Here is a 25989-nt window from a genome sequence, read left to right as displayed (position 1 = left end):
ATTTATATTGTAGGAGGATACACACAATGAAAGTTGCAGTTTTCGGCGCCGGCACCATGGGCAGCGGCATCGCTCAGGTCTTCGCGGGCAAGGGCCACACCGCTCTGATGTACGCTTCCAGCGTCGCTTCCGCTCAGCGCCACAAGGATAAGCTCGCCGCTTCCCTGCAGAAGCGCGTCGAGAAGGGCAAGATGACCGAAGAGGCCAAGGACGCCATCCTGAACAACATCCTCGTCGAGGAGAAGTCTGCCGCGGCGGACGCCGACCTCGTCATCGAGTGCGTGGCGGAGAACATGGACACAAAGCGTCAGCTCCTCGGCGAGCTCGACGCGATGTGCAAGGAGAGCACCGTCTTTGCGACTAACACCTCTTCTCTGTCCGTCACCGAGATGGGCCTCGGCCTGAAGCACGCCGTCATCGGCATGCACTTCTTCAACCCCGTGCCCAGCATGAAGCTCGTTGAGGTCATCCGCGGCGCCAACACCACGCAGGAGACCTTCGACTTCATCTACAACCTCTCCAAGGAGATCGGCAAGGAGCCTGTCGAGGTCGCTGAGGCTCCGGGCTTCGTCGTCAACAAGATCCTGATCCCGATGATCAACGAGGCCATCGGCCTGGTCGAGACCGGCGTTGCCTCTGTCGAGGATATCGACAAGGCCATGATGCTCGGCGCGAACCACCCCATGGGCCCCCTCGCCCTGGGCGACTTCATCGGCCTGGATGTGTGCCTCGCCATCATGAACGTCCTCTACAGAGAGACCGGCGATCCGAAGTATCGTCCCGCTCTGCTGCTCAAGAAGATGGTCCGCGGTGGCCAGCTCGGCAAGAAGTCCGGCAAGGGCTTCTACGATTACAGCAAGAAGTAATCCGTCCCTAAAAGGATAAAAAGGGGAGGCAGTTTACAAAAACTGCCTCCCCTTTTCTCTTTTGGAATGGAAAGGATTCCTGAAAATGACAGAAAACTGTCATAAAAGGAACGGAAATGTCAAAAAGACTTTAATGAATTCGGCAAAAAGCACGAATTCCAAAAAGGAATGATAGTTCCTCTTGCGAAAATGAAACGCACAGGATATAATGAGAGTCACGGAACTGATTTGTGAAAAATTAGACAATCCAATTATTTTTATAGTGAAGGAGCAAAAGACTATGGATTTCCATCTGTCCAAAGAACATCTGCTGGTCCGCAAAATGTATCGCGAATTTGCAGAAAATGAAGTCAAGCCTTTAGCTGAGGAACTCGATGAGGAAGAGCGCTTCCCCATGGAGACCGTCGAAAAGATGGCCAAGCTCGGCATGATGGGTATTTACTTCCCGAAGCAGTACGGCGGCGCCGGCGGCGATGTTCTCAGCTATGCCATGTGCGTGGAGGAGCTCGCTAAGGTTTGCGGCACCACCGCTGTTATCGTTTCCGCCCACACCTCCCTCTGCTGCGCTCCCATTTTCGAGAACGGCACCGAGGAGCAGAAGATGAAGTATCTGCCTGACCTTCTGTCCGGCCGCAAGATCGGCGCGTTCGGTCTGACCGAGCCCGGCGCCGGTACCGACGCCTCCGGCCAGCAGACCACCGCTGTCAAGAACGAGAACGGCGACTACGTCCTCAACGGCAGCAAGTGCTTCATCACCAACGGTAACGTTGCCTCCACTTTCGTCGTGTTCGCCATGACCGACAAGAGCAAGGGCAACCACGGTATCACCGCCTTCATCGTTGAGAAGGACTTCCCCGGCTTCTCCACCGGTAAGCACGAGAAGAAGATGGGTATCCGCGGCAGCTCTACCTGCGACCTCGTCTTCGAAGACTGCGTCGTCCCCAAGGAGAACCTGCTCGGTAAGGAAGGCGAAGGCTTCAAGATCGCCATGAAGACCCTCGACGGCGGCCGTATCGGTATCGCCTCCCAGGCTCTCGGTCTTGCCGAAGGCGCCATCAACGAGGCTGTCAAGTACACCAAGGAGCGTATCCAGTTTGGTCGCCGCCTGAGCCAGTTCCAGAACACCCAGTTCCAGCTGGCCGACATGCACACCCGCACTCAGGCTGCCCAGTACCTCGTTTACGCTGCCGCTATGAAGAAGCAGAATCACGAGGATTACTCCATGGACGCTGCCATGGCCAAGCTCTTCGCGGCCGAGACCGCTTCCGACGTCACCCGCCGCGCTGTTCAGCTCTTCGGCGGCTATGGCTACACCCGTGAGTATCCCGTTGAGCGCATGATGCGCGATGCCAAGATCACCGAGATCTACGAGGGCACTTCCGAAGTCCAGCGTATGGTCGTTGCCAAGTATCTTGGTGTGAACTAAAAAAGGAGGTAAAGATATAATGAAGATTCTTGTTTGCGTTAAGCAGGTCCCCGATACCTCCGGTAAGGTTGCCGTCAATCCCGATGGTACCCTGAACCGCGCTTCCATGCAGACCATCATCAACCCCGATGATATGAACGCCGTTGAGGCCGCTCTCAAGCTTAAGGATGAGCTGGGCTGCAAGGTCACCGTCGTCACCATGGGTCCCCCGCCGGCAGAAGGTATGCTGCGCGAGCTGATGGCCATGGGCGCTGATGACGGCTATCTCGTTTCCGCCCGTGAGTTCGGCGGTTCCGATACTTACGCCACCTCCCAGATCCTTGCCGCCGCTCTCGACACCATCGGTCTCGATGACGACGACATCGTCTTCTGCGGCCGTCAGGCTATCGATGGTGATACCGCTCAGGTCGGTCCTCAGATCGCTGAGAAGCTGCACCTGCCCCAGATCACCTATGCCGCCGATGTGAAGAAGGAAGGCGACACCCTGACCGTCAAGCGCATGCTCGAGGACGGCTACATGACCATCAAGGCTCAGACTCCGTGCCTGATCACCTGCATCAAGGAGCTCAATACTCCGCGTTACATGAGCGTCTCCGGTGTGTTTGAGTGCTACTCCAAGCCCATGACCGTTCTGGACTACAACGCCCTGAAGGATCACCCCCTCATCGACGCTACCACCATCGGCCTCAAGGGCTCCCCGACCAACATCCTGACCTCCTTCACGCCTCCCCAGAAGGGCGCCGGTCAGATGCTCGAGGGCAACGACATGGCTACCTGCGAGAAGCTCGCCGGTATCCTGCTCGAAAAACACATCATTTAAGGAAAGGAGATCAATACGATGCGTAACGAAGTGAAACTTGCTAATCCCAACTATGACTCCTCCAAGATCGAAGAGTTCAAGAACGTATGGGTCTTCTGCGAACAGCGTCAGGGCCAGATGATGTCCACCTCCTATGAGCTGATCTCCGAAGGCCGCAAGCTGGCGGACGAGCTGGGCGTGAAGCTTTGCGGTCTGCTGGTCGGCGACAATGTCGGCGATCTCGCCGAGAGCATTGGCGGCTACGGCGCTGATGAGGTCATCGTCTGCGACCACCCCCTGCTGAAGAACTACACCACCGACGCCTATGCCAAGGTCATCTGCGACGTCATCTCCGAGATGAAGCCCGAGGCCTTCCTCATCGGCGCGACCAACATCGGCCGTGACCTCGGCCCCCGCTGCGCAGCCCGTCTGCACACCGGTCTCTGCGCCGACTGCACCCACCTCGACGTTGACATGCCCATCTACAAGGACTTCCTGCGCGGCGCTTCCACGCTGCCCGAGGCCAAGATCGACGGCATGGCCACCGCGAAGGTCATGGGTAAGGATCACGATGTCTCTCGCGACCTGAAGATGACCCGTCCCGCGTTCGGCGGCAACCTGATGGCTACCATCATCTGCCCGCGCTTCCGTCCCTCCATGGCGACGGTCCGTCCCGGCGTTATGAAGAAGGCTGCTTACGACGAGGCGAAGGCCAAGGCTGTTAAGGTCACCAAGTACGACGTCAAGCTCGACGCCGCCGATCTCCAGACTGAGGTCGTCGAGGTCGTCAAGGCTGCCAAGAAGCTCGTCGACCTGGTTGGCGCTGACTACATCGTCTCCGTCGGCCGTGGTATCTCCAAGGACGTCGAGGGCGGCATCAAGCTCGCTCACGAGCTCGCCGATGTGCTCGGCGGCGTTGTTGGCGGCTCCCGTGTTGCCATCGACTCCGGCTGGCTCACTGCCGACCATCAGGTCGGTCAGACCGGTAAGACCGTCCACCCGAAGGTCTACGTCGCTCTCGGTATCTCCGGCTCCATCCAGCACAAGGCCGGTATGAGCGAGTCCGAGTGCATCATCGCGGTCAACAAGAACGACACCGCGCCGATCTTCGAGATCGCCGACTACGGCATCTGCGGCGACCTGTTCAAGGTCACCCCGATGCTGATCGAGGCCTTCAAGGCCGCGAAGGCGAGCAAGTAAGACAATTTCAAAAAAGAAGGGCATCGTTTTGCGATGCCCTTCTTTTTTGATTTTTTGCAGGCCGCTGCGCGCATAAATCAACCGCCGCAGGCGGTCGATTTCCACACTTGCGGCCTGAGAAGTGTAATTTCCAACGCACATGTCGTTGGAAATTACGATTAAAATTATTTCGCGCCTATGGGCGCGAAACTCTGCGAGGCTTTTTGCCGAGTTAGTGTCGGTGACATGCGTTTTGACAAAATTTACGTCTGGTTTCTTGCTGCTTCGTGCGCATACTATTGCTTGGGTATCGCGGGAGATGAACGTAAGGAGAAATGCAGCAATGAAGCAGACCCTTGCCATGCTTTTTGTGACGGCGCTGCTGCTCTTCTCGCTCGCGGGCTGCGGGGAGAAGAAGGACAGCAACACCGCCAACGGCCCGTCGACCGGTACGACCGACAACGGCGCGGCGGACAGCGGCAAAAAAAAGGATAACATGCCGGGCGACGACATGAGCGGCAAAAACAAAAAAGACGACAGCGTGACCGGCGACGGCATGATGGGCGACGACATGGACGGCGACGGAGAGAATACGACGCGCAGCGTCGACCGCCGCAATGCCGCCGCGAGCGCCAGCGACCGCAGCCGCTATTTTGGCAGCGACAAGACCATCACGCACGAAAACGGCAACCTCTACGGTAAGACCTATCTGAACCCCGAGACGGAAAAGAGCGCAAACGCGCAGCTGCGCAGCAACGGACGCAGTTTGACAGGCACAAATATCAATGGAATCTCGAACGATGTGCGTTACCGGCAGATGCTGTCGAACGGCCGCGTGCACGACACGGACGGCTTTTTGTTCGACGGCGAAAATACGCACTACAACACCTTAAAGTGAAGAAAGCGGGAGCGGCATGCTCCCGCTTAGCTTTTGCCGTATTGACGAACCGCATTCACCTGGATATAATGAAATACAACAGAAAGGAAGTGCCGCCCTATGGAACGTGAGCTCCGCGTTGTTCTCTCCGCCCGTGTGTTTTCCGACCAGAAATGCTTTGGCCCCGGCGTGTCCCAGCTTTTGAAGCGCGTAGACGAGCTGCATTCGCTGCGCGCGGCGGCGCTGTCGATGTCCATGGCCTATTCCAAGGCGTGGACGGTCGTCCGCAATGCCGAGGACGGGCTGGGCTTCCATCTTTTGACCTCCACGGCGGGCGGCAAGCACGGCGGCGGCGCGGTACTGACGGACGAGGCGCGGCAGATGCTCACCGCCTACGATGAATACTGCGAGAAGCTGCGCGCCTACGGCGAGAAGCTCTTTGAAGAGACCTTTGCCTTTTACGATGACATTCCCAAGCAGGAAGTGCATAAAAAGGAGGAACGATATGCTCGGTAAGCTTTGCGTCTGCGGACACGAAATGAAGCCTCAGGGGAAGCAGACGCTCGAGATGAACGGCTCGAGCCTCGGTTCGAATCTCTGGACCGATCATGTCGAGGTGGATATGTACATCTGCTCGTGGTGCGGCCGCATGGCATTCTTTGAGCCGGAGGACGTGCGCGAAAAGCGCTTTCGGGATGCCTGCGAGGAAATGACGATGGACGAGTTGCGTGCGATCGTTTACGATGCCAATCCGGATATGCTGCGCGCTGTTGCGCGCGAGCGCATTGAAGAACTGGAGTCGATCGAGCGTTACAAGGCGGAGCAGAAGCAAAAAGAGGAGGAAAGGCGTGCAAAGCGCAAAAAACTCTTTTCGGGTATTCTCGGCAGAGACGAGGACGACGGCAAGTCGCCCAAAAACCGCCCGCCGGAGTTTTGATGAATTTATTGTAAAAGTGCGCACACTGTGCACACTTTTTGCTTGACAAACGGGCGCGGCGGGTGTACACTCCCATCATCAAAATGGCTTGGATAGGGAAGAAACCGGAGTTCGCCGCCAAGAGAGGGATGCATTTGCTGCGAGCATCCTGCGGAAGAGACCGGCAGTACCACCCTTGAGCCGCCCGCGAAACAAGCGGGACGGGATCGCCCGTTACAGCGGACACAAGCGGCGCGCAACGCGCAAGCAGGGTGGAACCGTGGAGTATTTCGATGCTTCACCCCTGATAGACATCGGGGGTGGAGCTTTTTTGCACCCTCAAATGAAAATGGAGGTAAATAACATGTCTGAAGAAGTCAAGATCAGCGAAGAGAACCAGTTCTCGTTTGAAAATCCCGAGTACCGCAAGACCTATTGGCACACCTGCTCCCATGTGCTGGCGCAGGCCGTCAAGCGCCTCTGGCCCGAGGTGAAGCTCGCCATCGGCCCGAGCATCGACAACGGTTTCTACTACGATATGCTCGCCCCGTTCTCCTTCACGCCGGAGAATTTGGCTGAGATCGAAGCCGAAATGCGCAAGATCTGCAAGGAAAAGCTCAAGCTCGAGCGCTTTGAGCTCCCGCGCGCCGAGGCCATCAAGTTTATGGAAGAAAAGGAAGAGCCGTTCAAGGTCGAGCTCATCAACGACCTGCCCGAGGACGCCGTCATCAGCTTCTACAAGCAGGGCGAGTTCACCGACCTCTGCGCCGGTCCGCACCTCGACTCCACCGGCCGCATCAAGGGCAACGGCATCAAGCTGACCGCCTGCAACGCCGCCTACTGGCGCGGCGACTCGAACCGCGAGGTGCTCCAGCGCATCTACGGCGTCGCTTTCCCGAAGAAGGAAGAGCTGGACGCCTACCTCAAAGAGCGCGAGGAGGCCGTCAAGCGCGACCACAACAAGCTCGGCCGCGAGCTCGAATATTTCACCACCGTCGACTGCATCGGTCAGGGCCTTCCGGTGCTGCTACCTAAGGGCGCGCGCGTCGTGCAGGTGCTCCAGCGCTGGGTCGAGGATACCGAGCAGAAGCGCGGCTATCTTCTCACCAAGACCCCGCTCATGGCCAAGCGCGACCTTTACAAGATCTCCGGCCACTGGGATCACTATCTCGACGGCATGTTCATCCTCGGCGACCCGTATGACGAGACGAAGGAGTGCTTCGCCCTGCGCCCGATGACCTGCCCGTTCCAGTATCAGGTCTACCTGAACCGCCAGCGCTCCTACCGCGACCTGCCGATGCGCCTGGGCGAGACCTCGACGCTGTTCCGCAACGAGGATTCCGGCGAGATGCACGGCCTCATCCGCGTGCGTCAGTTCACCATTTCCGAAGGCCACCTCGTCCTGCGCCCCGACCAGCTCGAAGAGGAGTTCAAGGGCTGCCTCGACCTTGCCAAGTACTGCCTCGGCACCGTCGGCCTTCTTGACAAGTGCACGTTCCGCTTCTCCCAGTGGGATCCCGCGAACCCGAACAACAAGTACGAGGGCACGAAGGAGCAGTGGGATCACGCCCAGAGCGTGATGGAGCGCATCCTCAAGGACCTCGACGTCGACTACACCGTCGGCATCGACGAGGCCGCATTCTACGGCCCGAAGCTCGACATCCAGTATAAGAACGTCTACGGCAAGGAAGACACCCTCGTCACCATCCAGATCGACATGTTGCTCGCCGAGCGCTTCGGCATGTACTACATCGACGAAAACGGCGAGAAGAAGCTGCCGTACATCATCCACCGCACGTCTCTTGGCTGCTACGAGCGCACGCTCGCCTACCTCATCGAGGAGTACGCCGGCGCGCTGCCGACGTGGATGGCGCCCGAGCAGGTGCGCTTCCTGCCCGTTACCGACCGCGCCGCCGACTACTGCGCCGAGCAGGCGAAAAGGCTCGAGAATATGGGCTTCCGCGTCGAGGTCGACTACCGCAACGAGAAGATCGGCCGCAAGATCCGCGACGCGCAGATGGAGAAGGTCCCCTACATGGTGGTCGTCGGCGACCGCGACATGGAGAACGGCACCGTTTCCCCGCGCCACCGCGCGGACGGCGACCTCGGCGCGATGAGCATGGACGAGTTCTCCGCGCTTCTCAAGCAGGTCGTGGACAACAAGGAAAAGAAATAATAGCATACCGATTTTGCATAATTAGCATTTGAGCCTTTCATAGAATCAGGGCGGCGCTTTGCCGCCCTGATTTTTTATACCTAAAGAAAAATTTGAAAACCTGATAAATGTTTAACGAAATAATCGGTCGAATGATGACGCAATTCAACGATAATTTGGCGAAATATCCAAAAAAGTAAAAACGTCTTGCAATAGACCTGTCATTCGGTTATAATGAGATTGCCTGAAAGAGGCAAGTAAATTTCGGAATTCAACGCTTCTCCAACGTAGGTGCTCCGAAGCGCCCCCACGCGGCGGAGCATGTGCCGGTGAAGCGGTGAATGCCGGAAGAATCAAAAAGGAGATTGCGTATGAAAAAGTTTTTAGCTCTGATCCTCTCTCTCGCGATGGTCTTCGCGCTGGTCGCCTGCGGCGGTGAGAAGACGGACGACAGCCAGAACAACGACGGCGACACCAGCTCCGATTCCCCCGTCGCGATCACTCTGGCGACCGGCGGTACCTCCGGTACCTACTATGCTGTCGGCGGCGTTCTCAAGACCGTCCTCGACTCCAAGCTGACCCTTTCCACCCTCAATGTTGAGTCCACCGGCGCTTCCGTCGCGAACGTCAACATGATCACCGACGGCGAGGCTCAGATGGCCATTCTGCAGTCCGACGTTATCAACTACGCACACGAGGGCACCAACTCCTTCGACGGCGCTCCCGAGACCAACGCTCTTTGGGTCGCCGGTATCTACAACGAGACCGTTCAGATCCTTGCCAAGCCCGGCATCAACACCGTGTCCGACCTCAAGGGCAAGACCATCTGCGTCGGTGACGTTGGTTCCGGTACCGAGATCAACGCCTGGCAGGTCCTCAGCGCTGCGGGTCTTACCAAGGACGATGTCACTGCGGTGAACGGCTCCTTCCAGGATGGCGTTGACCAGCTCAAGGACGGCAAGATCGACGCCGCCTTCACTGTCGCCGGTGCTCCCACGACCGCTATCGTCGACTATGCCACCACCAACACCCTCAACCTCGTCTCCCTGAGCGACGATGAGCTCACCGCCATCCAGGAGGCATATCCGTTCCTGATCCGTGACGATCTGGCTGCCGGCACCTACACCGGTCAGGATGCCGACGTTACCTGCGTCGCTATCCAGGCTACTCTCGTTGCCTCCGAAGAGCTGAGCGAGGATGTCGTTTATGAGTTCGTCAAGGCCATGTTCGACAACAAGGACGCTCTGACCGAAGGCCACGCCAAGTTCGGCTTCCTCGATCCCGAGGCTGCCTCCGCCGGTGCGACCGTCACCATGCATCCCGGTGCTGAGAAGTACTACAAGGAAATCGGCGTCCTGTAAGCAGGATCGCTACCGTGTATTGACGTGAATTCTCATCTGCGGAAATACATAATTGCGGCCGCTGCAATAATAACGATTATTGCAGCGGCCGCCGTGCTTCTTCCTCGCTCCGGCTACTATCTGACCCTGCGCAACCGCGACACCGGCGAGGTCTACGCCCGGTACAAAATGGGCGAGGGAGACCGCTTTTCCGTGACCTTTATCCATTCCGTGAACAAATACCCCCTGACCGATACCTACGAGATCGAAAACAAAACGATCTATGTGGAGGAGACGACCTATTGCTCCTTTGGCGCAGGCGTGCAGACGGAGCTCAACCCCGGTGAAACGCTTGACAAGGTCTATGTGGACCGCCCCGATTACAAGGGCTGGGCAATGGTCATCCGAAACATCCATCAGGACAGGACAAACGTCGGCTACATTGTCGGTACGGTCTCTGACCATGTACTCAATGTAAACGGCGAGGATGTCAGTCTGCGTGATTTGTGTGGAAAAAACGCGCCTGTGCGTTTTAATTACGAATTCTGGCTCGTCTGAGCGCACGGATGCTCTCAAATAGAATTAGGAGGAAATTGCATCATGGCTGAAAACGAAAAGCTCAACAATGTTGCAGTCGACAACGACGTCGGCACCATGGAAGACGTCGATGCGATCATGAAAAAGTACGACCGTGAGTCGAACACGCGCGTCTGGGAGGGGACTCCCCGCAAGATTCTGCGTGTCCTTACGGCACTGTTCGGCATTTTCCTGATCGTGATGAACATGTGGATCAAGATGGACGAGCGTGCGCGCCGTCCGCTCTTCCTCGGCCTGGTCATCATTCTCGTGTTTATCTACTACCCCATCAAGAAGGGCTCTCAGAAGGTCAACTACATGCCTTGGTACGATATCGTCATGGCGGCAGTCGGCGCGTTCTGCTTCTTCTTCTACCCCTTAAATCTTGAAAAAATCGTATCTGCCGGTACGCGAATCCAGAAGGCCTTTGTCGTGCAGATCGGCAGCATTTCCATCCCCCTTCTGATCGTATTTGCAATCATCGGCACTTTGATCCTCGTCGAGTGCTGCCGCCGCGTGGTCGGTATGCCGATCATCTGCGTAGCGACGGTGTTCGTGCTCTACGCCTTCTTAGGTGCGGGCAAGGACTTAAAGACCGTTATGTATAACCTCTTCTACACCACGACCGGTATCCTCGGCACCCCGATCGGCGTCTGCTCGACCTACATCGCGCTGTTCGTCATCTTCGGTGCCTTCCTTGAGGCCACGGGTGTTGCAAACTTCTTCATCGACTGCGCGAACGCGCTGGTCGGCTGGGCTTCCGGCGGTCCTGCAAAGGTCGCGGTCGTTTCCTCTGCCCTCTGCGGCATGGTCTCCGGTTCCTCCGTCGGTAACACCGTGACCACCGGTTCCGTCACCATCCCGATGATGAAGAAGACCGGTTATCCCCCGGAGTTTGCCGGCGCGGTCGAGGCTGCGTCTTCCACTGGCGGTCAGATCATGCCCCCGATCATGGGCGCTGCGGCGTTCCTGATGGCGGAAATGGTCGGCGTTCCCTATGCTGATATCATCGTGCGTGCGATCCTGCCCGCATTCCTGTACTTCCTCGGCATCTTCCTCGGCGTGCACTTCAAGGCCAAGAAGCTCGGCCTCAAGGGCCTGCCCCGCGAAGAGCTCCCCAAGTGGAAGATCCTGCTCCCGCAGATCTACCTCATCCTCCCGCTGGTCGTTCTGGTCTACATGATCATGATCGGCTTCACGATGGCCACCGCCGCCGTGTACGCGACCCTTTACTGCGTGGTCGTCGCCATGATCAGCCGTGAAGAGGGCAAGAAGAAGCTCGTCATGGCCATCCCCCTGATCCCGCTTCTGTTCATGACCCTCATGAGCCGCAGCTTCGAGCCGGGCACCTTCATGGGCGAGAACGGCAGCACGCTCTGCCTTGCCATCGCCTTCGCGCTGCTGGTTATCAACTACGCCATCAGCAAGCCCAACGTCAAGAGCCTGCCCACCATCATCGACGCGTTTGAAAACGGCGGCAAGAACTGCCTGAGCGTCGGTATCGCCTGCGGTATGGCTGGTATCATCGCCGGCGTCGTCACCATGACCGGCCTCGGCCAGGTGCTCATCGGCGCGATCGTCGGTCTGTCCAACGGTCACCTGATCATCGCTCTCGTGCTGACGATGCTCTGCTGCATCGTGCTCGGCATGGGCGTTCCCACCACCGCGAACTACATTATCATGGCCACCACCTGCGCGCCGATCCTTGCCTCCGGCATGGGTCTCAACCTGATGGCTGCCCACATGTTCTGCTTCTACTTCGGTATCGTCGCAGACATCACCCCGCCCGTTGCGCTGGCTGCCTACGCCGGTTCCGCCATCGCCAAGGCTACCCCGATGAAGACCGCCTGGAACGCGACCCGTCTCGCAATCGCGGCGTTCATCATCCCCTACATCTTTGCTTACAATAACGCCCTGATCTTTGTCGGCAGCGACGTCAACTTCCTGAGCGTTGCCTCCATCGTCATCTCCGCGACCCTCGGTATGGCGTCTATCGCCTCCGGCCAGATGGGCTACCTGATCCGCGACATGAAGGCGATCAGCCGCGTCGCACTGGTCATCGGCGGCCTGCTGATGGTCATCCCCGGCACGGTCACTGACCTTGCGGGTCTTGCGGTGCTGGTCGTCGTCCTCGTTCTCCAGCGTATCGAGAACAAGAAGGACAAGGCGGCTGCGTCCGTGTAACGCAAAGCATCCTGCTAATGAAAAAGAGACCGCTTCGGCGGTCTCTTTTTTTTGCATGTGCGCCGCTTTTCAAGCATAGGCTGGAAACGACGGGAGGTTTTGCACATGCCCAGAATTTATTTGAGTCCCTCCACGCAGGATTGGAACCCGTATGTCGACGGCAGTGGCAGCGAGGAATACTGGATGAATCTGCTGGCCGACACGCTCGAGCCGTACCTTTACGCAAACACCATCTCCTTTGTGCGCAACACGCCGGAGATGACCGCGGCCTCGTCCATCGCGCAGGCGAACAGCCTCGGCGGCTTTGACTTTTACCTTGCCCTGCACTCCAACGCCTCGGGGGAGGAGCAGGCGGGGAAGAACCGCGGCATCATCGTCTTTTACTATCCCACGAGCAGCGACGGAAAGCGTGCTGCCGAGCTCTTCGCCGCGCAGCTGCGCATGGTCTACCCGCTGCCTGCAAAGGTGACGACGCAGGCGACCACAACGCTCGGCGAGGTGCGGCGGCCCAGATACCCTGCGAATCTCATCGAGCTCGGCTATCACGACAATTACGACGATGCGCGCTGGATCGAAAATAACCTCGACGCCGCGGCGCAGGCCATCGCGCGGGGACTGACGGAGTATTTCGGCCTGCCGTTCATTTACCCGCAGCTCGTGCGCACCGGCGTCGTCACGACGGAGGGCTCAGCCCTGCGCCTGCGAAGCTACCCGGGCATCGACGGGGAAACAGTCGGCAGCATCCCGAACGGCGAAAGCGTGCAGGTCTACGGGAGCTATCAGGGCTGGTACTCCGTGGGCTACGACGAGCAGCTCGGCTACGCGGCGCAGGCCTACATCGCGGTGTGATCTTCGCCCGTTTCCGATATTTTCCGAACGCGACTTTTCCTTGACAGCTGGTCATAAAAAGTTTACAATGTTTTTTGGATTTATGGAGGGGAGAGAAGGGGAATCTCCCGTTTATGATTCAAAAACCCAACGATAGATCAATCGCATCGATCAAAAAAAGCACACAGGAGGAATCGCATGATCAGCTATCTCTACGCTGCGCTTATCGCGGTGGGGACGCTCGTCATTGGCATTCTTCTTGGTATTTGGATTCGCAAGAGAGCCGCTAAGCGCGCCGAGGAGAAGATCTCCAACGCCGATGAAGAGGCTCTTCGTATTGTCAACGAAGCGATCAAGAGCGCTGAAAACAAGAAACGCGAAGTCATGTTGGAGGCAAAGGAAGATATCCTGCGCTCCAGAAACGAATACGAGAAGGAAGTCAAGGAACGCCGCGCCGAGCAGCAGAAGCAGGAGCGCCGGCTCCAGCAGAAGGAGGAGAACCTCGACCGCAAGACCGACGCGCTGGAAAAGCGCGAGGAGGCTCTCAACCAGAAGCATGCCGCTCTGGACAAGGAAAACGAAGAAATCAAGATCATCAAGCGCAGCCAGACCGAAATGCTCGAACGTATTTCCGGTTTTACTGCCGAAGACGCCAAGAAGTACCTGATCGAGCAGGTCGAGAGCGAAGTGACGCACGAGACCGCGCTCAAGATCAAGGAGCTGGAGCAGCGCGCCAAGGACGAGGCCGATTCCCGCGCCCGCGAGATCGTCGCCTCTGCCATCCAGCGCTGCGCTGCCGACCATGTTGCCGAGATCACCGTCAGTGTGGTGCCCCTGCCCAATGACGAGATGAAAGGCCGCATCATCGGCCGCGAAGGCCGCAACATCCGCACGATCGAAACGCTCACGGGCGTCGACCTCATCATCGACGACACGCCCGAGGCGATCACCGTCTCGTGCTTCGAGCCCGTGCGCCGCGAAGTCGCGCGCCTGGCGCTCGAAAAGCTCATCGCCGACGGCCGCATCCATCCCACGCACATTGAAGAGATGGTCAACAAGGCCCGCCGTGAGGTGGACGCCATCATCAAGTCCGAGGGCGAGCGCGCCGTGCTGGAGACCGGCATCCGCGGTCTGCATCCCGAGCTTGTGAAGATGCTCGGCCGCCTGCACTACCGCACGAGCTACGGCCAGAACGTTCTGCAGCACTCTATCGAGGTCTCGCACCTTGCGGGCATGATGGCCGCCGAGCTGGGCGCGGATGTTTACGCCGCCAAGCGCGCAGGCCTGCTGCACGATATCGGCAAGGCCGTCGACCACGAGATGGAGGGTACGCACGTCGCCCTCGGCGTCGAATTTTTGCGCAAGTACCACGAAAAGGACGACATCATCCATGCCGTGCAGGCGCACCACAACGACGTGGAGCCGCAGACCATCGTTGCCTGCCTCGTGCAGGCGGCGGATGCGATCTCTGCCGCCCGTCCCGGTGCCCGCCGCGAGAATCTGGAGAACTACATCAAGCGCCTCGAGCAGCTTGAGGAGATCACCGGCAGCTATCCCGGCGTCGACAAGGCCTATGCCATTCAGGCCGGCCGCGAGGTGCGCGTGATGGTCAAGCCCGACCAGGTCAGCGAGGACCAGATGGTCATTCTGGCGCGCGAGCTTGCCAAAAAGATCGAGGAAGAGATGGAATATCCCGGCCAGATCAAGGTGCACGTCCTGCGCGAGACGACCGCCATCGAATACGCGAAATAAGAAAAAGGCTCCGCTTTTGCGGGGCCTTTTTTCATGCCTTTCTTGCGTTTTGTCCCGCGCCTTGCTATACTGGGGAAAACGCAAAGCGGAGGAACGCCATGCTCTACAATATTCTGGCCATCGGCGATGTGGTGGGCGGCTGCGGCGTCAGCTGCCTCGAGCACCATCTGCGCGCCGTGAAAAAACTCAAGAACATCCACTTCACCGTGGTCAACGGCGAGAATGCCGCGATGGTCGGCCTGATGCCGAACGACGCCGAGCGCATCTTCTCTGCGGGAGCGGACGTCATCACGCTTGGCAACCACACAGTCGGCAAGATGCAGATCACCGACTACCTCGACGACTGCCCGTATATTCTGCGGCCGCACAATCTCGGCGCGCGCGTGCCGGGAAGGGGCTACGGCGTTTTCGACTGCGGGCGCGCCCGCATCGCGGTGATGAACCTCATCGGCCGCTGCGACCTCGCGTTCCATGCGGACAATCCGTTCAAAACGGCGGACGAACTGCTCAAAAGCGGCGAAAAGCCGACGTTCACGCTGCTTGACTTCCACGCCGAGGCGACGAGCGAAAAGCTCGCCATGGCCTATTACCTCGATGGCCGCGTCAGCGCCATCTGGGGCACGCACACCCACGTGCCGACGGCGGACGAAGAGGTCTTCCCCAAGGGGACGGGCTACCTCACGGACCTCGGCATGACGGGGGCGGTGCGCAGCGTGCTCGGTATCAAGCCCGAGCAGTCGGTCGAGACGTTTCTCGGCGGTCTCCCGGGCCGCTACCGCGAGCCGGAGAAGAGCGCCGGCAAGATGCAGGGAGCGATTTTTACATTGGATGACGCGACGGGGCTCTGCGTGGGCGTCGAGCGCGTCGATGTGCGCTGAGAAAGCGCGAGATAGAAGGGAACAACGCAAATGTCCATCGAAAAAGTGAGAGCCTATTTTGAACACTTCGGCATCGCCGACCGCATCCGCGAGTTCGACGTGTCGAGCGCGACGGTCGAGCTGGCCGCCGTCGCCGTCGGCGTGGAGGGCGCGCGCATCGCGAAGTCCATGAGCTTCAAGCTCGCGGACGATGCGCCCATCATCATCGTGACGGCGGGGGACAGGAAGATCGACAACGCCAAGTACAAGGCGTATTTCCACGTGAAAGCAAAGATGCTGACCTTTGACGAGGCCTGCGCATTCACCGGCCACGCGCCGGGCGGCGTGTGCTCGTTTGCTCTGCCGGAGAATGTGAAGACCTATCTCGATGTATCGCTCAAACGCTTCGACACGGTTTTCCCCGCGGCGGGCAGCGCGAACAGCGCCATCGAGATGACCTGCGACGAGCTTGAGAAGTATTCCTCAAACTTTGTCGCCTGGGTCGACGTGTGCAAGGAGAAAGCGCCCGCCCCGCAGGCATGAGAGGAGAGAACACATGAGCGTGAAGATCGTCCACGCGGCGGACTTCCATTTGGACAGCGCGTTCGGCGCGCTGAGCGCCGAGCAGGCGCGCCAGCGCCGCCGCGAGAGCCGCGAGCTGCTGACGCGGCTTTGCAATTACGTGAATCAGAACGGCGTCGATCTCGTGCTGCTCGCGGGCGACCTGTTCGACAGCGACACGACCTATCGCGAGACGCTGGAAGCGCTCTCTGAGGCGCTGGGCGCAATGCAGGCGCGGGTGTTCATCGCCCCCGGCAACCACGACCCGTACAGCGCGAAGTCACCCTACGCGACGCTTTCCTGGCCGGAGAACGTGCACGTCTTCACGTCGAAGACGGTCGAGCGCGTGGAGCTTCCGGAGCTTCAGTGCGCCGTGTACGGAGCGGCGTTTACCGCGCCGGTGCAGGATGAGAGCCTGCTTGCGGGCTTCCGCGCACCGGAGGACGATTTCATCCATCTGATGGTGCTGCACGGTGATATCTCCGCCACGGAATCGCGCTACGATCCCCTCACGAAAGAGCAGATCAAGGAGAGCGGGATCGACTATCTTGCGCTCGGCCACACACACCAGTTCGGCGGTTTCCTGCGCGAAGGGCAGACGACCTACGCCTACTCCGGCTGCCCGGAGGGCCGCGGTTTCGACGAGCTGGGCGAAAAGGGCATCCTTACGGGCACGGTGGAGCGCGGGAAGGCCGAACTTTCGTTTGTGCCGTTCGCGCGCAGACGGTATGAGGTCCTGAACGTCGATGTGACGGGAAGATCGGCAGAGGACGCGCTGCGCGCGGCCCTGCCGGATGCGACTGTGCGCGATATTTACCGCATTATTTTCACCGGAGAGACGGATGAGCGCGGGCTTGATCTCAAGTCGATCGAAGAGCAGTTTGCGCCCGACTTCTTCCACTTGGAGCTGCGCGATGAGACGCGCATTGGCGAGGACGTCTGGGCGCGAGCGCAGGAGGATTCGCTGCGCGGCCTGTTCCTGCGTGAGCTGCGCACGAAATTCGATGTTGCATCCTCGGACGACGAGCGCGCGAAGATCAGCCTCGCCGCGCGCTTCGGCCTTGCTGCGCTCGACGGGTGTGATTTGTGAGGAGGAGAACTATGTCGATCTGGTACAGCCGGCGGAAAAAAGAAGAAAAGTCTCTGTGCCTCGCGGCGGCGGGGAAGTCCGCGTTCTGCTTTGCAGAGCTTCATTACAACGCGCGCAGCCTTACGCACGCCGCGGGCGTCGCGGCGGAGAGAGCGCTCCGCCTTTATCGCAAAATTGACCGAAAAAGATAAGAAAACAACCGAGAAAGGCCGAAAGGAAGCCCCTTTCGGCCTTTTTTGAGAGGATATTAAGTAAGAATTAAGAAACAATCGCTGTTTTTGTTTGAAAACGGCTGATACAATGACCAACATGAGGTGAGAAAATGTACAACATTCTGATTTGTGACGACGAACAGGACATTGTCAACGCGCTCAAGATCTATCTCTCCGGCGGGGACTACTGCCTGTTTGAGGCGAGCAACGGGCGCGAGGCGCTGGAGGTCGTGGAGAAGAACGACATCCATCTGATCCTGATGGACATCATGATGCCCCAGCTCGACGGCATCGCCGCGACGGCGAAGCTGCGCGAAAAGAGCAACGTGCCCATCATCCTGCTCACGGCCAAGAGCGAGAGCAGCGACAAGGTTCTGGGCCTGAACATCGGCGCGGATGACTACATCACAAAGCCCTTTGACCCCGTGGAGGTGCTGGCGCGCGTGCGCTCTCAGCTGCGGCGCTACACGCAGCTGGGCGCAAAAAAGGAAGAGGAGAAGCCGAACGTCTACACCGTCGGCCCCATCGTGCTCGACGAGGAGAAAAAGAGCGTCAGCGTGGACGGCGACGAGGTCGCCCTCACGCCCATCGAATTCAACATCCTGCGCCTTTTGATGAAGAACCCCGGGCGCATCTACTCCTCCGCGCAGATCTATGAGCTGGTGTGGAAGGAGGATTCGCTGGGGGCGGAGACGTCGGTGAGCGTGCACATCCGCCACCTGCGGCAAAAATTAGAGATCAACCCCTCCGAGCCGCGCTACCTGAAGGTCGTGTGGGGGCTGGGGTATAAAATGGAGGACAAGAAATGAAGGCTGCGTGGATACGCAATTTCTGGACAAAGACGGTCGCTTTTTTGCTGGCGGCGGCGCTCGTGCCGGTCATCCTCACCTATGCTGTGGGGCTTGTCTACTCCTACGGCGGTATGGGTCGGGACTTTTACACGAGCGACCTCTGCCTGAATGCGGTCGGCAAAAAGACGTGGGAGATCTGCGACGACTATATCGCCATGGAAGGCGGAAACTATGATTTCGACAAGATCTACTCCAAGGGAGACAGCTACAGCAACATTCGCTTCCGTGTGACGGACGAGCAGGACAAGGTGGAGTTCAGCAACGTCAGCGACGGTGATACCTTCTGCTACAGCACCGTTTATGTTGACAAGACCTTTGATGTCTACCTTGTGAAGGGCCTTCCCGCGCAGGATGATATCTACTGGGCAAAGGTATTTTATGACAAGGCAGAAAACTGGGGGCAGAACGCCCTGGAGATGCTCATCCTCTTTGGCGCGATGGAGCTGTTCCTGCTCATCTTCCTCGCCCGCACGGCGGCGCGGCACGAGGACGGCGAGCTGCAGGGCGGCTGGCAGGAAAGAATCCCCTTCGACCTCTATCTTCTCGTTGACGGCACGATCATTGCGCTGCTGTGTGTGGCAGTGGAGGAGGTCTACTCCTATGTGAGCTTTTACACCCCGCCCTACGATGTGCTGCTGCTGGCGATGAGCTTTGCGCTGGCGGTGCTCGTCTTTGCCGCGTGGGTGACATTCTGTGCGCGCGTCAAGGTGGGCGGACTGTGGAAGGGAACGCTCATCTATAAGGTGTTATGCCTGTGCTGGAAGATCGTCAAGTGGTGCTGGGGCGTGCTCTGCGCCTTCGGCCGCGGCGTGGCGAATCTTCTGCACGCCATTCCGATGATCTGGCGCACGGCCGCGCTCTGCGTTCTTGTCAGTGCAGCGACCGTGATCCTGGCGGATGCAGGCTATTACGACGGATACTTTAAGCTCGTGACGCTTCTTTTTCTTCTCTCCGTTGCGGCGTGCCTTTTTTCCGCGCAGCTGCGAAAGCTCCAGAAGGAGGGCGAAGCCCTCGCCGCCGGCAATCTTGACGCGCAGGTGGACACAAAGTGGATGTATTGGGACGTTAAGCGCCACGCCGAGAACTTGAATTCCATCGGCGACGGCATGGCTGCGGCCATCGACAAGCAGCTCAAGAGCGAGCGGCTCAAAACGGAACTTATCACAAACGTTTCGCACGACATCAAGACGCCGCTCACGAGCATCATCAACTACGTTGATCTTTTGCAGCATGAGCACACTCCCGAGCAGGAGGAAGAATACCTCGCCGTCCTCAAGCGGCAGGCGTTCAAGCTCAAAAAGCTCACGGAGGACTTGGTCGAGGCCAGCAAGGCCACGACGGGTAACCTGCCCGTGAACGCCGTGCGGTGCAGCATGAACGAGCTTCTATCGCAGGTCGAGGGCGAGTACGGCGACAAGCTGAGCGCGGCGGAGCTGACGCTCGTGAGCGTGATGCCGGACAAGGAGCTCTTCTGCAATGTGGACGGCGCGCTGATGTGGCGCGTGATCGACAATCTGCTCTCGAACATCTGCAAATACGCGCAGAATGGCACGCGCGTTTATCTGACGCTTGAAAAGACCGGCGGCGACGCGGTCGTGACCTTCAAGAACACCTCGCGCGCGGCGCTGAACATTCCCGCCGAGGAATTGATGGAGCGCTTTGTGCGCGGCGACAGCTCGCGCTCGACCGAGGGAAACGGCCTCGGCCTCTCCATCGCGCAGAGCTTGACGGAGCTGCAGGGTGGGAAGATGTCACTCGCCATCGATGGCGACCTCTTCAAGGCCATCCTCCGTTTCCCGACGGTGGTGTGAGAAAAATACAGAAAGGTGCGGAAAGGCGTTGCCGCTCCGCACCTTTTCCGCGCCTGTGCTTGACAATTCGGCGCAAAAACAATACAATAACAGTTCAGAACTCTATCCTGAAACTGAGGGAGAACATAAACATGGCAAAAGATAAAAAGGTAGAACAGATCACGAATCTGGAAGACGATTTCGCCCAATGGTATACCGACATCTGCCGCAAGGCGGAGCTTGTTGAGTATGCCAGCGTCAAGGGCTTTACTATCCTGCGCCCCTATGGCTTCGCCATCTGGGAGAATATGCAGCGTTTGATGGACGCGGAGTTTAAAAAGACCGGACACGAGAACGTGGCGATGCCCGTTCTGATCCCTGAGAGCCTGCTCAAGAAAGAGAGCGAGCTCGTCAACGGCTTCGCGCCCGAGGTCGCGTGGGTCACGATGGGCGGCAGCGAGAAGCTCGAAGAGCGCCTTGCCTTCCGCCCCACGTCCGAGACGATGTTCTGCGACCACTGGTCCCGCGTATTGCAGACCTACCGCCAGCTGCCGATGCTCTACAACCAGTGGTGCTCCGTCATCCGCTGGGAGAAGACCACCCGCCCGTTCCTGCGTTCGCGCGAGTTCTGGTGGCAGGAGGGCCACACCATCCACGAGACCGCCGAGGAGGCGCAGGCCGAGACGATGCAGCAGCTCAACTGCTACGCCGACTTCTTCCGCCACGTGCTCGCCATCCCCGTCGTCCCCGGCCGCAAGACCGAGAAGGAGAAGTTCGCGGGCGCCGAGGCGACCTATACCGTCGAGTGCATGATGAAGGACCGCAAGGCGCTTCAGGGTGCGACGAGCCACTACTTTGGCGATAAGTTCTCCCGCGCCTATGACGTGACCTTCACCGGCCGCGACAACAAGCTCCAGTACCCGTTCCAGACGTCCTGGGGCTCCACCACGCGCATGATCGGCGCGGTCATCATGACCCACGGCGACAACAACGGCCTTGTCCTGCCCCCGCGCATCGCGCCCACGCAGGTCGTCATCGTGCCCATCGCCGCGCATAAGAATCCCGAGGTGCTCGAGACCGCCAAGAGCGTGATGGCGGACCTCATCGCCGCCGACGTCCGCGTCAAGCTGGACGACAGCGACCAGTCTATGGGCTGGAAGTGCGCTGAGTACGAGATGCGCGGCGTGCCCATCCGCCTCGAGCTCGGTCCCCGCGACCTGGCCGAGGGCAACTGCTGCCTCGTCCGCCGCGACAACGGCGAAAAGGTCACGGCCAAGATCGAGGGGATCGTTGACGAGATCAAGGCGCTGCTTGACGCCATCCATGACAACATGTACGCCGTGGCGGAAAAGAATCTGGAAGACAACACGTTTGATCTTAAAACCATCGACGAGGTTAAGGCGATGGCCTCCGGCCGCGGCGGCTTCGCTCGCACCAAGTGGTGCGGCAACCTCGAGTGTGAGCTCAAGATGAAGGAACAGGCGGGCGTTTCCTCCCGCTGCATGCCCCTCAAGCAGAGCGGCACCACCGGCAAGTGCGTCTGCTGCGGCAAAGAGTGCACTACTGATATTTATTGGGGCGTTGCCTATTAAGTATCAGCTTTCCATCGAATGATATAGTTCCCTGCGCGTCGCAGGGGAACGGCAAAGGGGGCCATTCTCTTTCACAAAAGAGAATGGCCCCCTTTAGATCCCCCAAGAGAAAGGTTTAGATTGGCAGTTTGGAGCTTGAACAATCTTTGTGCCTCCGGAATGCAGCTGCCTGCGCGCGGCTTTGCCGCGTTAGCATTGCTATACGATTTGACCTGCTCCTACTATCCGCTGCCGCTCTGCTCATCTTGTAGGAGTGCAGACTAATTTCCGCCTACCGGAGTGCTAATCAATGCGGCGAGCGCAGCAATGCCGCATTCCGCAGGCAGTCTGCCGCCGACGTAACGTCACACGCGCCTCACGATAGTAAGGCGCGGTTGCTGGATGTGTCGAAACGTAGGGATTCATGGCGAAGCCATGTACACCGCACCTGATTGCGCAGCGCGTGCAGCTCTTCAAGCTCCAGACCAGCAATGTCGGGGTCAAGGGGCAGCGCCCCTTGCGTTCTCTTGGGGGTCAAAGGGGGCCATTCTCTCACGTGAGAGAATGGCCCCCTTTATTCACGCAGCCCTTGGGCTGCAATATTCTTCCCTTAAAAGGGAAATTTTCCAAAAATCAAATGAGATTCTTTTCAGAATCAGCATCAAACAAATGCACCAGTTTGGCATCAAACCCAAACTTCACCGCCGTATGCCGCGCATACGCCATCGGATCAATATTCGCGGTGGGAATGACTGCCACAACATCCTGCCCATTCGCGGCAAGGTGCAGATGCAGCTCGCTTCCCATCAGCTCGCTGACGTCGACCTCAGCAGGGATGCCGCTCTCGCCGAGCGAGATATGCACGGGGCGCACGCCCGCGGTGACACTGCGGCTCTCGACGCCTGCGGCGGCGAGCTTTGCGCTCTGCTCCGCGGTGAGCGTGATAGTCTCGCCCATGACGGTGAGCGTATAGCCGCCGGCAGTCTTCGTGAGCTGGCAGTTTTCAAAGAAATTCATCTGCGGCGAGCCGATGAAGCCCGCGACGAACAGGTTCGCCGGATGGTTGAAGACCTCCTGCGGCGTGCCGATCTGCTGGATGTAGCCGTCGCGCATGATGACGATGCGGTCGCCGAGGGTCATGGCTTCGACCTGATCGTGCGTGACGTAAATGAAGGTGGTGTCGATCTTCTCGCGCAGCTTGATGATCTCCGCGCGCATCTGGTTGCGCAGCTTCGCGTCGAGGTTCGAGAGCGGCTCGTCCATCAGCAGAACCTTGGGGCTTCTGACGATGGCGCGGCCGATGGCCACGCGCTGGCGCTGGCCGCCGGAGAGCGCCTTGGGCTTGCGGTCGAGGAACTGAGTGATGTCGAGGACTTCGGCCGCCTCGCGCACGCGGCGGTCGATCTCGTCGTTGGGCATTTTCTTGAGATGCGTCTTGCCGTCCGCGTCCGTCTCCGCGATCTTCTTGAGCTTGAGCGGGAAGGCGATGTTTTCATAGACGGTCATGTGCGGATAGAGCGCATAGTTCTGGAAGACCATCGCGATGTCGCGGTCCTTGGGCGCGACGTCGTTCATCTGCTTGCCGTCGATGAAGAGCTCGCCGCCGCTGATCTCCTCGAGACCGGCGATCATGCGCAGCGTGGTCGACTTGCCGCAGCCGCTCGGGCCGACGAGCACGATGAACTCCTTGTCGGCCACGTCGATATTGAAGTTCTGCACGGCGACAACGCCTTCGTCGGTGATCTCCAGATTGTTCTTCTTTTCGACGGCCTCGTCTTTCTTCTTTTTCTTCTTGCTTTCGGTGTTGGGGTAGACCTTTCGGACATTTTTCAGAATGACCTCTGCCATAATCGTGAACCGCAGTCCTGCCGCCTCCGCGATGCAGGACCTCGCAGCCGCCTGAGCGCGCCGCTTTACGGCAGGTCTCCACACTGCCGCACCGCCGGTTCGGCGGAAAACGTTCCTCCTTTTGTATTTCCCGCGAGCGGTACGTAAAAGGTGGAGTAGCGCAGGCGGGAGGGAATGGAAGTGAGCAAAATTGCCCAAATTCAGTATACGGCAAAGCGCGGCTTTCCACAACGGAAAACCGCGCTTTCATGCTGTATTTTGGTAAGATGAATAACAAAAAGTGCCGAAATTTATGCCTTTTTACCACGGCGGCGGCGATAGACGACCGCCAGCCGGTCGATGAGCAGATCGTAGACGAAAAAGAGCAGCAGCCCCATCGCCGCCGTCGCCCACAGCAGCCACGCTGCGCTCTCGGAAAACTCCTGCACCACGGCGGGGAGCTTAAAGACAAAGATGATGAGCGCGTACATGACGCCCATGCTCACGGCGCAGAGACCGAGCTTCGCCAGAAGCCGCAGCGCTTTGGGCGAGATCGCGTCAAGATTCGGCTTCACGAGGGGATAATAGCCGAGAAAGCAAAAAACGAGGGCCGCTTCCTTATCCGCGCAGAGAAGAAGTCCCAAGACCGCCGCCGCGGCAAAGCAGCTCCATGCGTAGCTTTTGCGGCATTCCTCGCGCGCGGGCAAAAGCGTAGTCGATGCGAGGATCGGCCAGGCGTAGGTCGAGAGCGGAATGACGCCGCTGAGCCAGAGGAAGGCGACCGCGAGCGCGCACAGTACGCCGCACAGCGCCAGTTCATGTGTTTTCTTTGCCAAAATTTACTTCACATCGCTTTTACAGATATTCCGGCTCCATCGCGTCGTGGAGCACGGTGGTGATCGCGTCGGAAAAGACGCTGTCGGAGTGTGCGTGCAGGGCGTTGAGCGTTTCCGCCACGGCGGCGACCTTCACTTTGCCGGTGGAGTACACATCCTGATCGAAGATGAAGCGCACTTCCTTTTCTTGTACCTGCTGAACCTGATTGCCGCTGCGGATGTTGCGCTGGACAAAGCCTGGGCCCGCGTGCAGCTTGAGCGCCGCGAGCGCATCGAGCTTGCGCTCGACGTCGACCGAGCACTTGGCGACGCTTGCCTCGTCCACGTCGTCCTCGTCGAGAATGCCGAGGTACGGCGGCTGGAGCAGATCGTTCCAGCGGCGGCCCGTGAGGCCAAGCTGCTCGCGCGAAATGGCGTTCACAAAGCGAAGCCCCACGCGGTCAAAGCAGTTGGGACGGTAAATCTTGATAAACTGGCCGAGCGGCTCGTCGAGACGGGCGGCAAAGTCCTCCCAGTGCGTGTAGCGCATGGTAGAAAGGGCGATAAAGTCCTTCGTGAGGCTCAGCTTGTAGCCGCCGTCCTCGGAAATGAACGTGTGGTTATTGACCGTCCGCGCGGGCGCGCCGTTCACGCCGGGCAGCTTTTCCACCTGGCACTGGTAGCGCGGGAACGCCGCGCGCACGGTCTCCTGAAAGTCGGCGGGCTCGCGCGTGTCGATCGAGAGAATGGTGGGGAAGCGCAGCTGGCAGATGACTTCGATGAGCTGAGATTTGCCGTAGGCGTAGCGGCGGTTATCGGAAGAGATCATAACGTAAATACCTCCGTCATGTTGCAATTTTGATTATAAATTATAGAGGAAAGAAAAGCGATTGTCAAATCAGCGTTCGTGCGCGAAGAAGCGCTGATAAAACTTACCAGCAGAAAAACTGCATATCCGATTTTTTATGAGTCAAACTACCCTTGCGATACCCAAACAGCAAAACTCTTTCAAACAGGTGAAACCAAAAACAATTGTAGGAAAAGGAGAAAATCATTATGTCCAGCAAGAACAGCAACAAGCTCAACATCCCCGAGGCCAAGGCCGCTATGAACAAGTTCAAGATGGAAGCCGCCAGCGAGGTCGGCGTCAACCTCAAGCAGGGCTACAACGGCGATCTGACCTCCCGCGAGGCTGGCTCTGTCGGCGGCCAGATGGTTAAAAAGATGATCGAGAGCTACGAGAAGAACCTGTAAAAAAGGCTCTTTCGCAAATCGCAGACAAAGGGCGCGGCCAACAGGCCGTGCCCTTTTTGCTGTGATGGACGAAATGACAGAAGATATTCTGCAAAGCCTTCCGGCACGCTCGCTCCGCGCGGGAATATTTTCCATTCCCGCGCGGAGGAGACAAAAGGGCAGGGGACTTGCCGCCCTTGGTGCTCATTTTGCGCAATTTATTTGCAAAAATACCTTATTGCATTTTCTGCTGATTTGATATAAAATTTCAATAACTGTGCATG

The 25989-nt window shown here is 58.6% G+C and carries 24 protein-coding genes; 21 read left to right on the top strand and 3 right to left on the bottom strand.

Annotated elements, in window-relative coordinates:
• The first annotated feature begins 26 nt into the window (after positions 1-26).
• From NI20_RS0102625 to proS, 20 genes are all read left to right on the top strand, one after another.
• Positions 27-866 carry a 3-hydroxyacyl-CoA dehydrogenase family protein gene (locus NI20_RS0102625; RefSeq protein WP_033119884.1) on the top strand — a complete coding sequence of 280 codons (840 nt, stop codon included), beginning with the start codon at positions 27-29 and terminating at the stop codon, positions 864-866.
• 280 nt (positions 867-1146) lie between these two features.
• Entirely contained in the window at positions 1147-2292 is a 1146-nt protein-coding gene (locus NI20_RS0102620; protein ID WP_033119883.1) for an acyl-CoA dehydrogenase, read from the top strand.
• A 19-nt stretch (positions 2293-2311) separates the two neighbouring features.
• Positions 2312-3112, top strand: coding sequence for an acryloyl-CoA reductase electron transfer subunit gamma (gene acrB / locus NI20_RS0102615; RefSeq protein ID WP_033119882.1), 801 nt, complete (start codon positions 2312-2314; stop codon positions 3110-3112).
• A gap of 18 nt (positions 3113-3130) precedes the next feature.
• Positions 3131-4291 carry an acryloyl-CoA reductase electron transfer subunit beta gene (acrA, locus tag NI20_RS0102610; protein WP_052084379.1) on the top strand — a complete coding sequence of 387 codons (1161 nt, stop codon included), beginning with the start codon at positions 3131-3133 and terminating at the stop codon, positions 4289-4291.
• 322 nt (positions 4292-4613) lie between these two features.
• A complete protein-coding gene (locus tag NI20_RS0102605; protein ID WP_033119881.1) occupies positions 4614-5168 on the top strand; it encodes a hypothetical protein in 555 nt (184 codons plus the stop codon).
• A 99-nt stretch (positions 5169-5267) separates the two neighbouring features.
• On the top strand, positions 5268-5663 hold the full coding sequence (locus NI20_RS0102600; protein WP_052084378.1) for a winged helix-turn-helix domain-containing protein: 396 nt from the start codon (positions 5268-5270) through the stop codon (positions 5661-5663).
• Positions 5653-6084, top strand: a complete 432-nt coding sequence (locus NI20_RS0102595) for a hypothetical protein (RefSeq protein ID WP_033119880.1) — start codon at positions 5653-5655, stop codon at positions 6082-6084. The genes NI20_RS0102600 and NI20_RS0102595 overlap by 11 nt, the downstream gene beginning before the upstream one ends.
• Positions 6085-6427: 343 nt before the next feature.
• The gene (gene thrS / locus NI20_RS0102590) at positions 6428-8239 is read left to right on the top strand and encodes a threonine--tRNA ligase (RefSeq protein WP_242842901.1); all 1812 of its coding nucleotides are present in this window, start codon (positions 6428-6430) and stop codon (positions 8237-8239) included.
• Positions 8240-8589: 350 nt separating this feature from the next.
• The gene (locus tag NI20_RS0102585) at positions 8590-9579 is read left to right on the top strand and encodes a TAXI family TRAP transporter solute-binding subunit (RefSeq protein ID WP_052084377.1); all 990 of its coding nucleotides are present in this window, start codon (positions 8590-8592) and stop codon (positions 9577-9579) included.
• Between the two features lie 93 nt (positions 9580-9672).
• On the top strand, positions 9673-10116 hold the full coding sequence (locus NI20_RS13985; protein ID WP_052084376.1) for a DUF1850 domain-containing protein: 444 nt from the start codon (positions 9673-9675) through the stop codon (positions 10114-10116).
• Between the two features lie 42 nt (positions 10117-10158).
• Positions 10159-12318: a TRAP transporter permease gene (locus NI20_RS0102575; RefSeq protein ID WP_052084375.1), complete on the top strand. Its 2160-nt coding sequence runs from the start codon at positions 10159-10161 to the stop codon at positions 12316-12318.
• A 105-nt stretch (positions 12319-12423) separates the two neighbouring features.
• Positions 12424-13167, top strand: a complete 744-nt coding sequence (locus tag NI20_RS0102570; RefSeq protein ID WP_033119878.1) for an N-acetylmuramoyl-L-alanine amidase — start codon at positions 12424-12426, stop codon at positions 13165-13167.
• Between the two features lie 177 nt (positions 13168-13344).
• Positions 13345-14898: a ribonuclease Y gene (rny, locus tag NI20_RS0102565; RefSeq protein ID WP_033119877.1), complete on the top strand. Its 1554-nt coding sequence runs from the start codon at positions 13345-13347 to the stop codon at positions 14896-14898.
• Positions 14899-14996: 98 nt separating this feature from the next.
• On the top strand, positions 14997-15776 hold the full coding sequence (locus tag NI20_RS0102560) for a TIGR00282 family metallophosphoesterase (RefSeq protein WP_033119876.1): 780 nt from the start codon (positions 14997-14999) through the stop codon (positions 15774-15776).
• A gap of 30 nt (positions 15777-15806) precedes the next feature.
• Positions 15807-16298 carry a YbaK/EbsC family protein gene (locus NI20_RS0102555; RefSeq protein WP_033119875.1) on the top strand — a complete coding sequence of 164 codons (492 nt, stop codon included), beginning with the start codon at positions 15807-15809 and terminating at the stop codon, positions 16296-16298.
• A gap of 13 nt (positions 16299-16311) precedes the next feature.
• On the top strand, positions 16312-17406 hold the full coding sequence (locus NI20_RS0102550) for a DNA repair exonuclease (protein ID WP_033119874.1): 1095 nt from the start codon (positions 16312-16314) through the stop codon (positions 17404-17406).
• A gap of 11 nt (positions 17407-17417) precedes the next feature.
• Entirely contained in the window at positions 17418-17597 is a 180-nt protein-coding gene (locus tag NI20_RS0102545) for a hypothetical protein (protein WP_033119873.1), read from the top strand.
• A 131-nt stretch (positions 17598-17728) separates the two neighbouring features.
• Positions 17729-18427, top strand: coding sequence for a response regulator transcription factor (locus NI20_RS0102540; protein ID WP_033119872.1), 699 nt, complete (start codon positions 17729-17731; stop codon positions 18425-18427).
• A complete protein-coding gene (locus tag NI20_RS0102535) occupies positions 18424-20280 on the top strand; it encodes a sensor histidine kinase KdpD (RefSeq protein WP_052084374.1) in 1857 nt (618 codons plus the stop codon). The genes NI20_RS0102540 and NI20_RS0102535 overlap by 4 nt, the downstream gene beginning before the upstream one ends.
• A 131-nt stretch (positions 20281-20411) precedes the next feature.
• A complete protein-coding gene (gene proS / locus NI20_RS0102530) occupies positions 20412-21851 on the top strand; it encodes a proline--tRNA ligase (RefSeq protein ID WP_033119871.1) in 1440 nt (479 codons plus the stop codon).
• A gap of 612 nt (positions 21852-22463) precedes the next feature.
• Here proS and NI20_RS0102525 read toward each other — a convergent pair.
• The 3 genes from NI20_RS0102525 to NI20_RS0102515 all read right to left on the bottom strand — a co-directional run bounded on the left by NI20_RS0102525 (position 22464) and on the right by NI20_RS0102515 (position 25301).
• Positions 22464-23678 (bottom strand): ABC transporter ATP-binding protein, encoded by a 1215-nt coding sequence (locus tag NI20_RS0102525; RefSeq protein WP_033119870.1) that lies wholly within the window; start codon positions 23676-23678, stop codon positions 22464-22466.
• A 290-nt stretch (positions 23679-23968) separates the two neighbouring features.
• On the bottom strand, positions 23969-24493 hold the full coding sequence (locus tag NI20_RS0102520) for a hypothetical protein (protein WP_033119869.1): 525 nt from the start codon (positions 24491-24493) through the stop codon (positions 23969-23971).
• Between the two features lie 19 nt (positions 24494-24512).
• Positions 24513-25301 carry a TIGR04255 family protein gene (locus tag NI20_RS0102515; RefSeq protein WP_033119868.1) on the bottom strand — a complete coding sequence of 263 codons (789 nt, stop codon included), beginning with the start codon at positions 25299-25301 and terminating at the stop codon, positions 24513-24515.
• 227 nt (positions 25302-25528) lie between these two features.
• On the opposite strand from NI20_RS0102515, the gene NI20_RS0102510 reads away from it, so the two are divergent.
• Positions 25529-25726, top strand: a complete 198-nt coding sequence (locus tag NI20_RS0102510; protein ID WP_033119867.1) for an alpha/beta-type small acid-soluble spore protein — start codon at positions 25529-25531, stop codon at positions 25724-25726.
• Positions 25727-25989: the final 263 nt, after the last annotated feature.

The sequence above is a fragment of the Oscillibacter sp. ER4 genome (assembly GCF_000765235.1).
Taxonomy (GTDB): domain Bacteria; phylum Bacillota; class Clostridia; order Oscillospirales; family Oscillospiraceae; genus Hominicoprocola; species Hominicoprocola fusiformis.
Note: the sequence above shows the minus strand (reverse complement) of the source record. Positions and strands in the feature narration are given on the sequence as shown.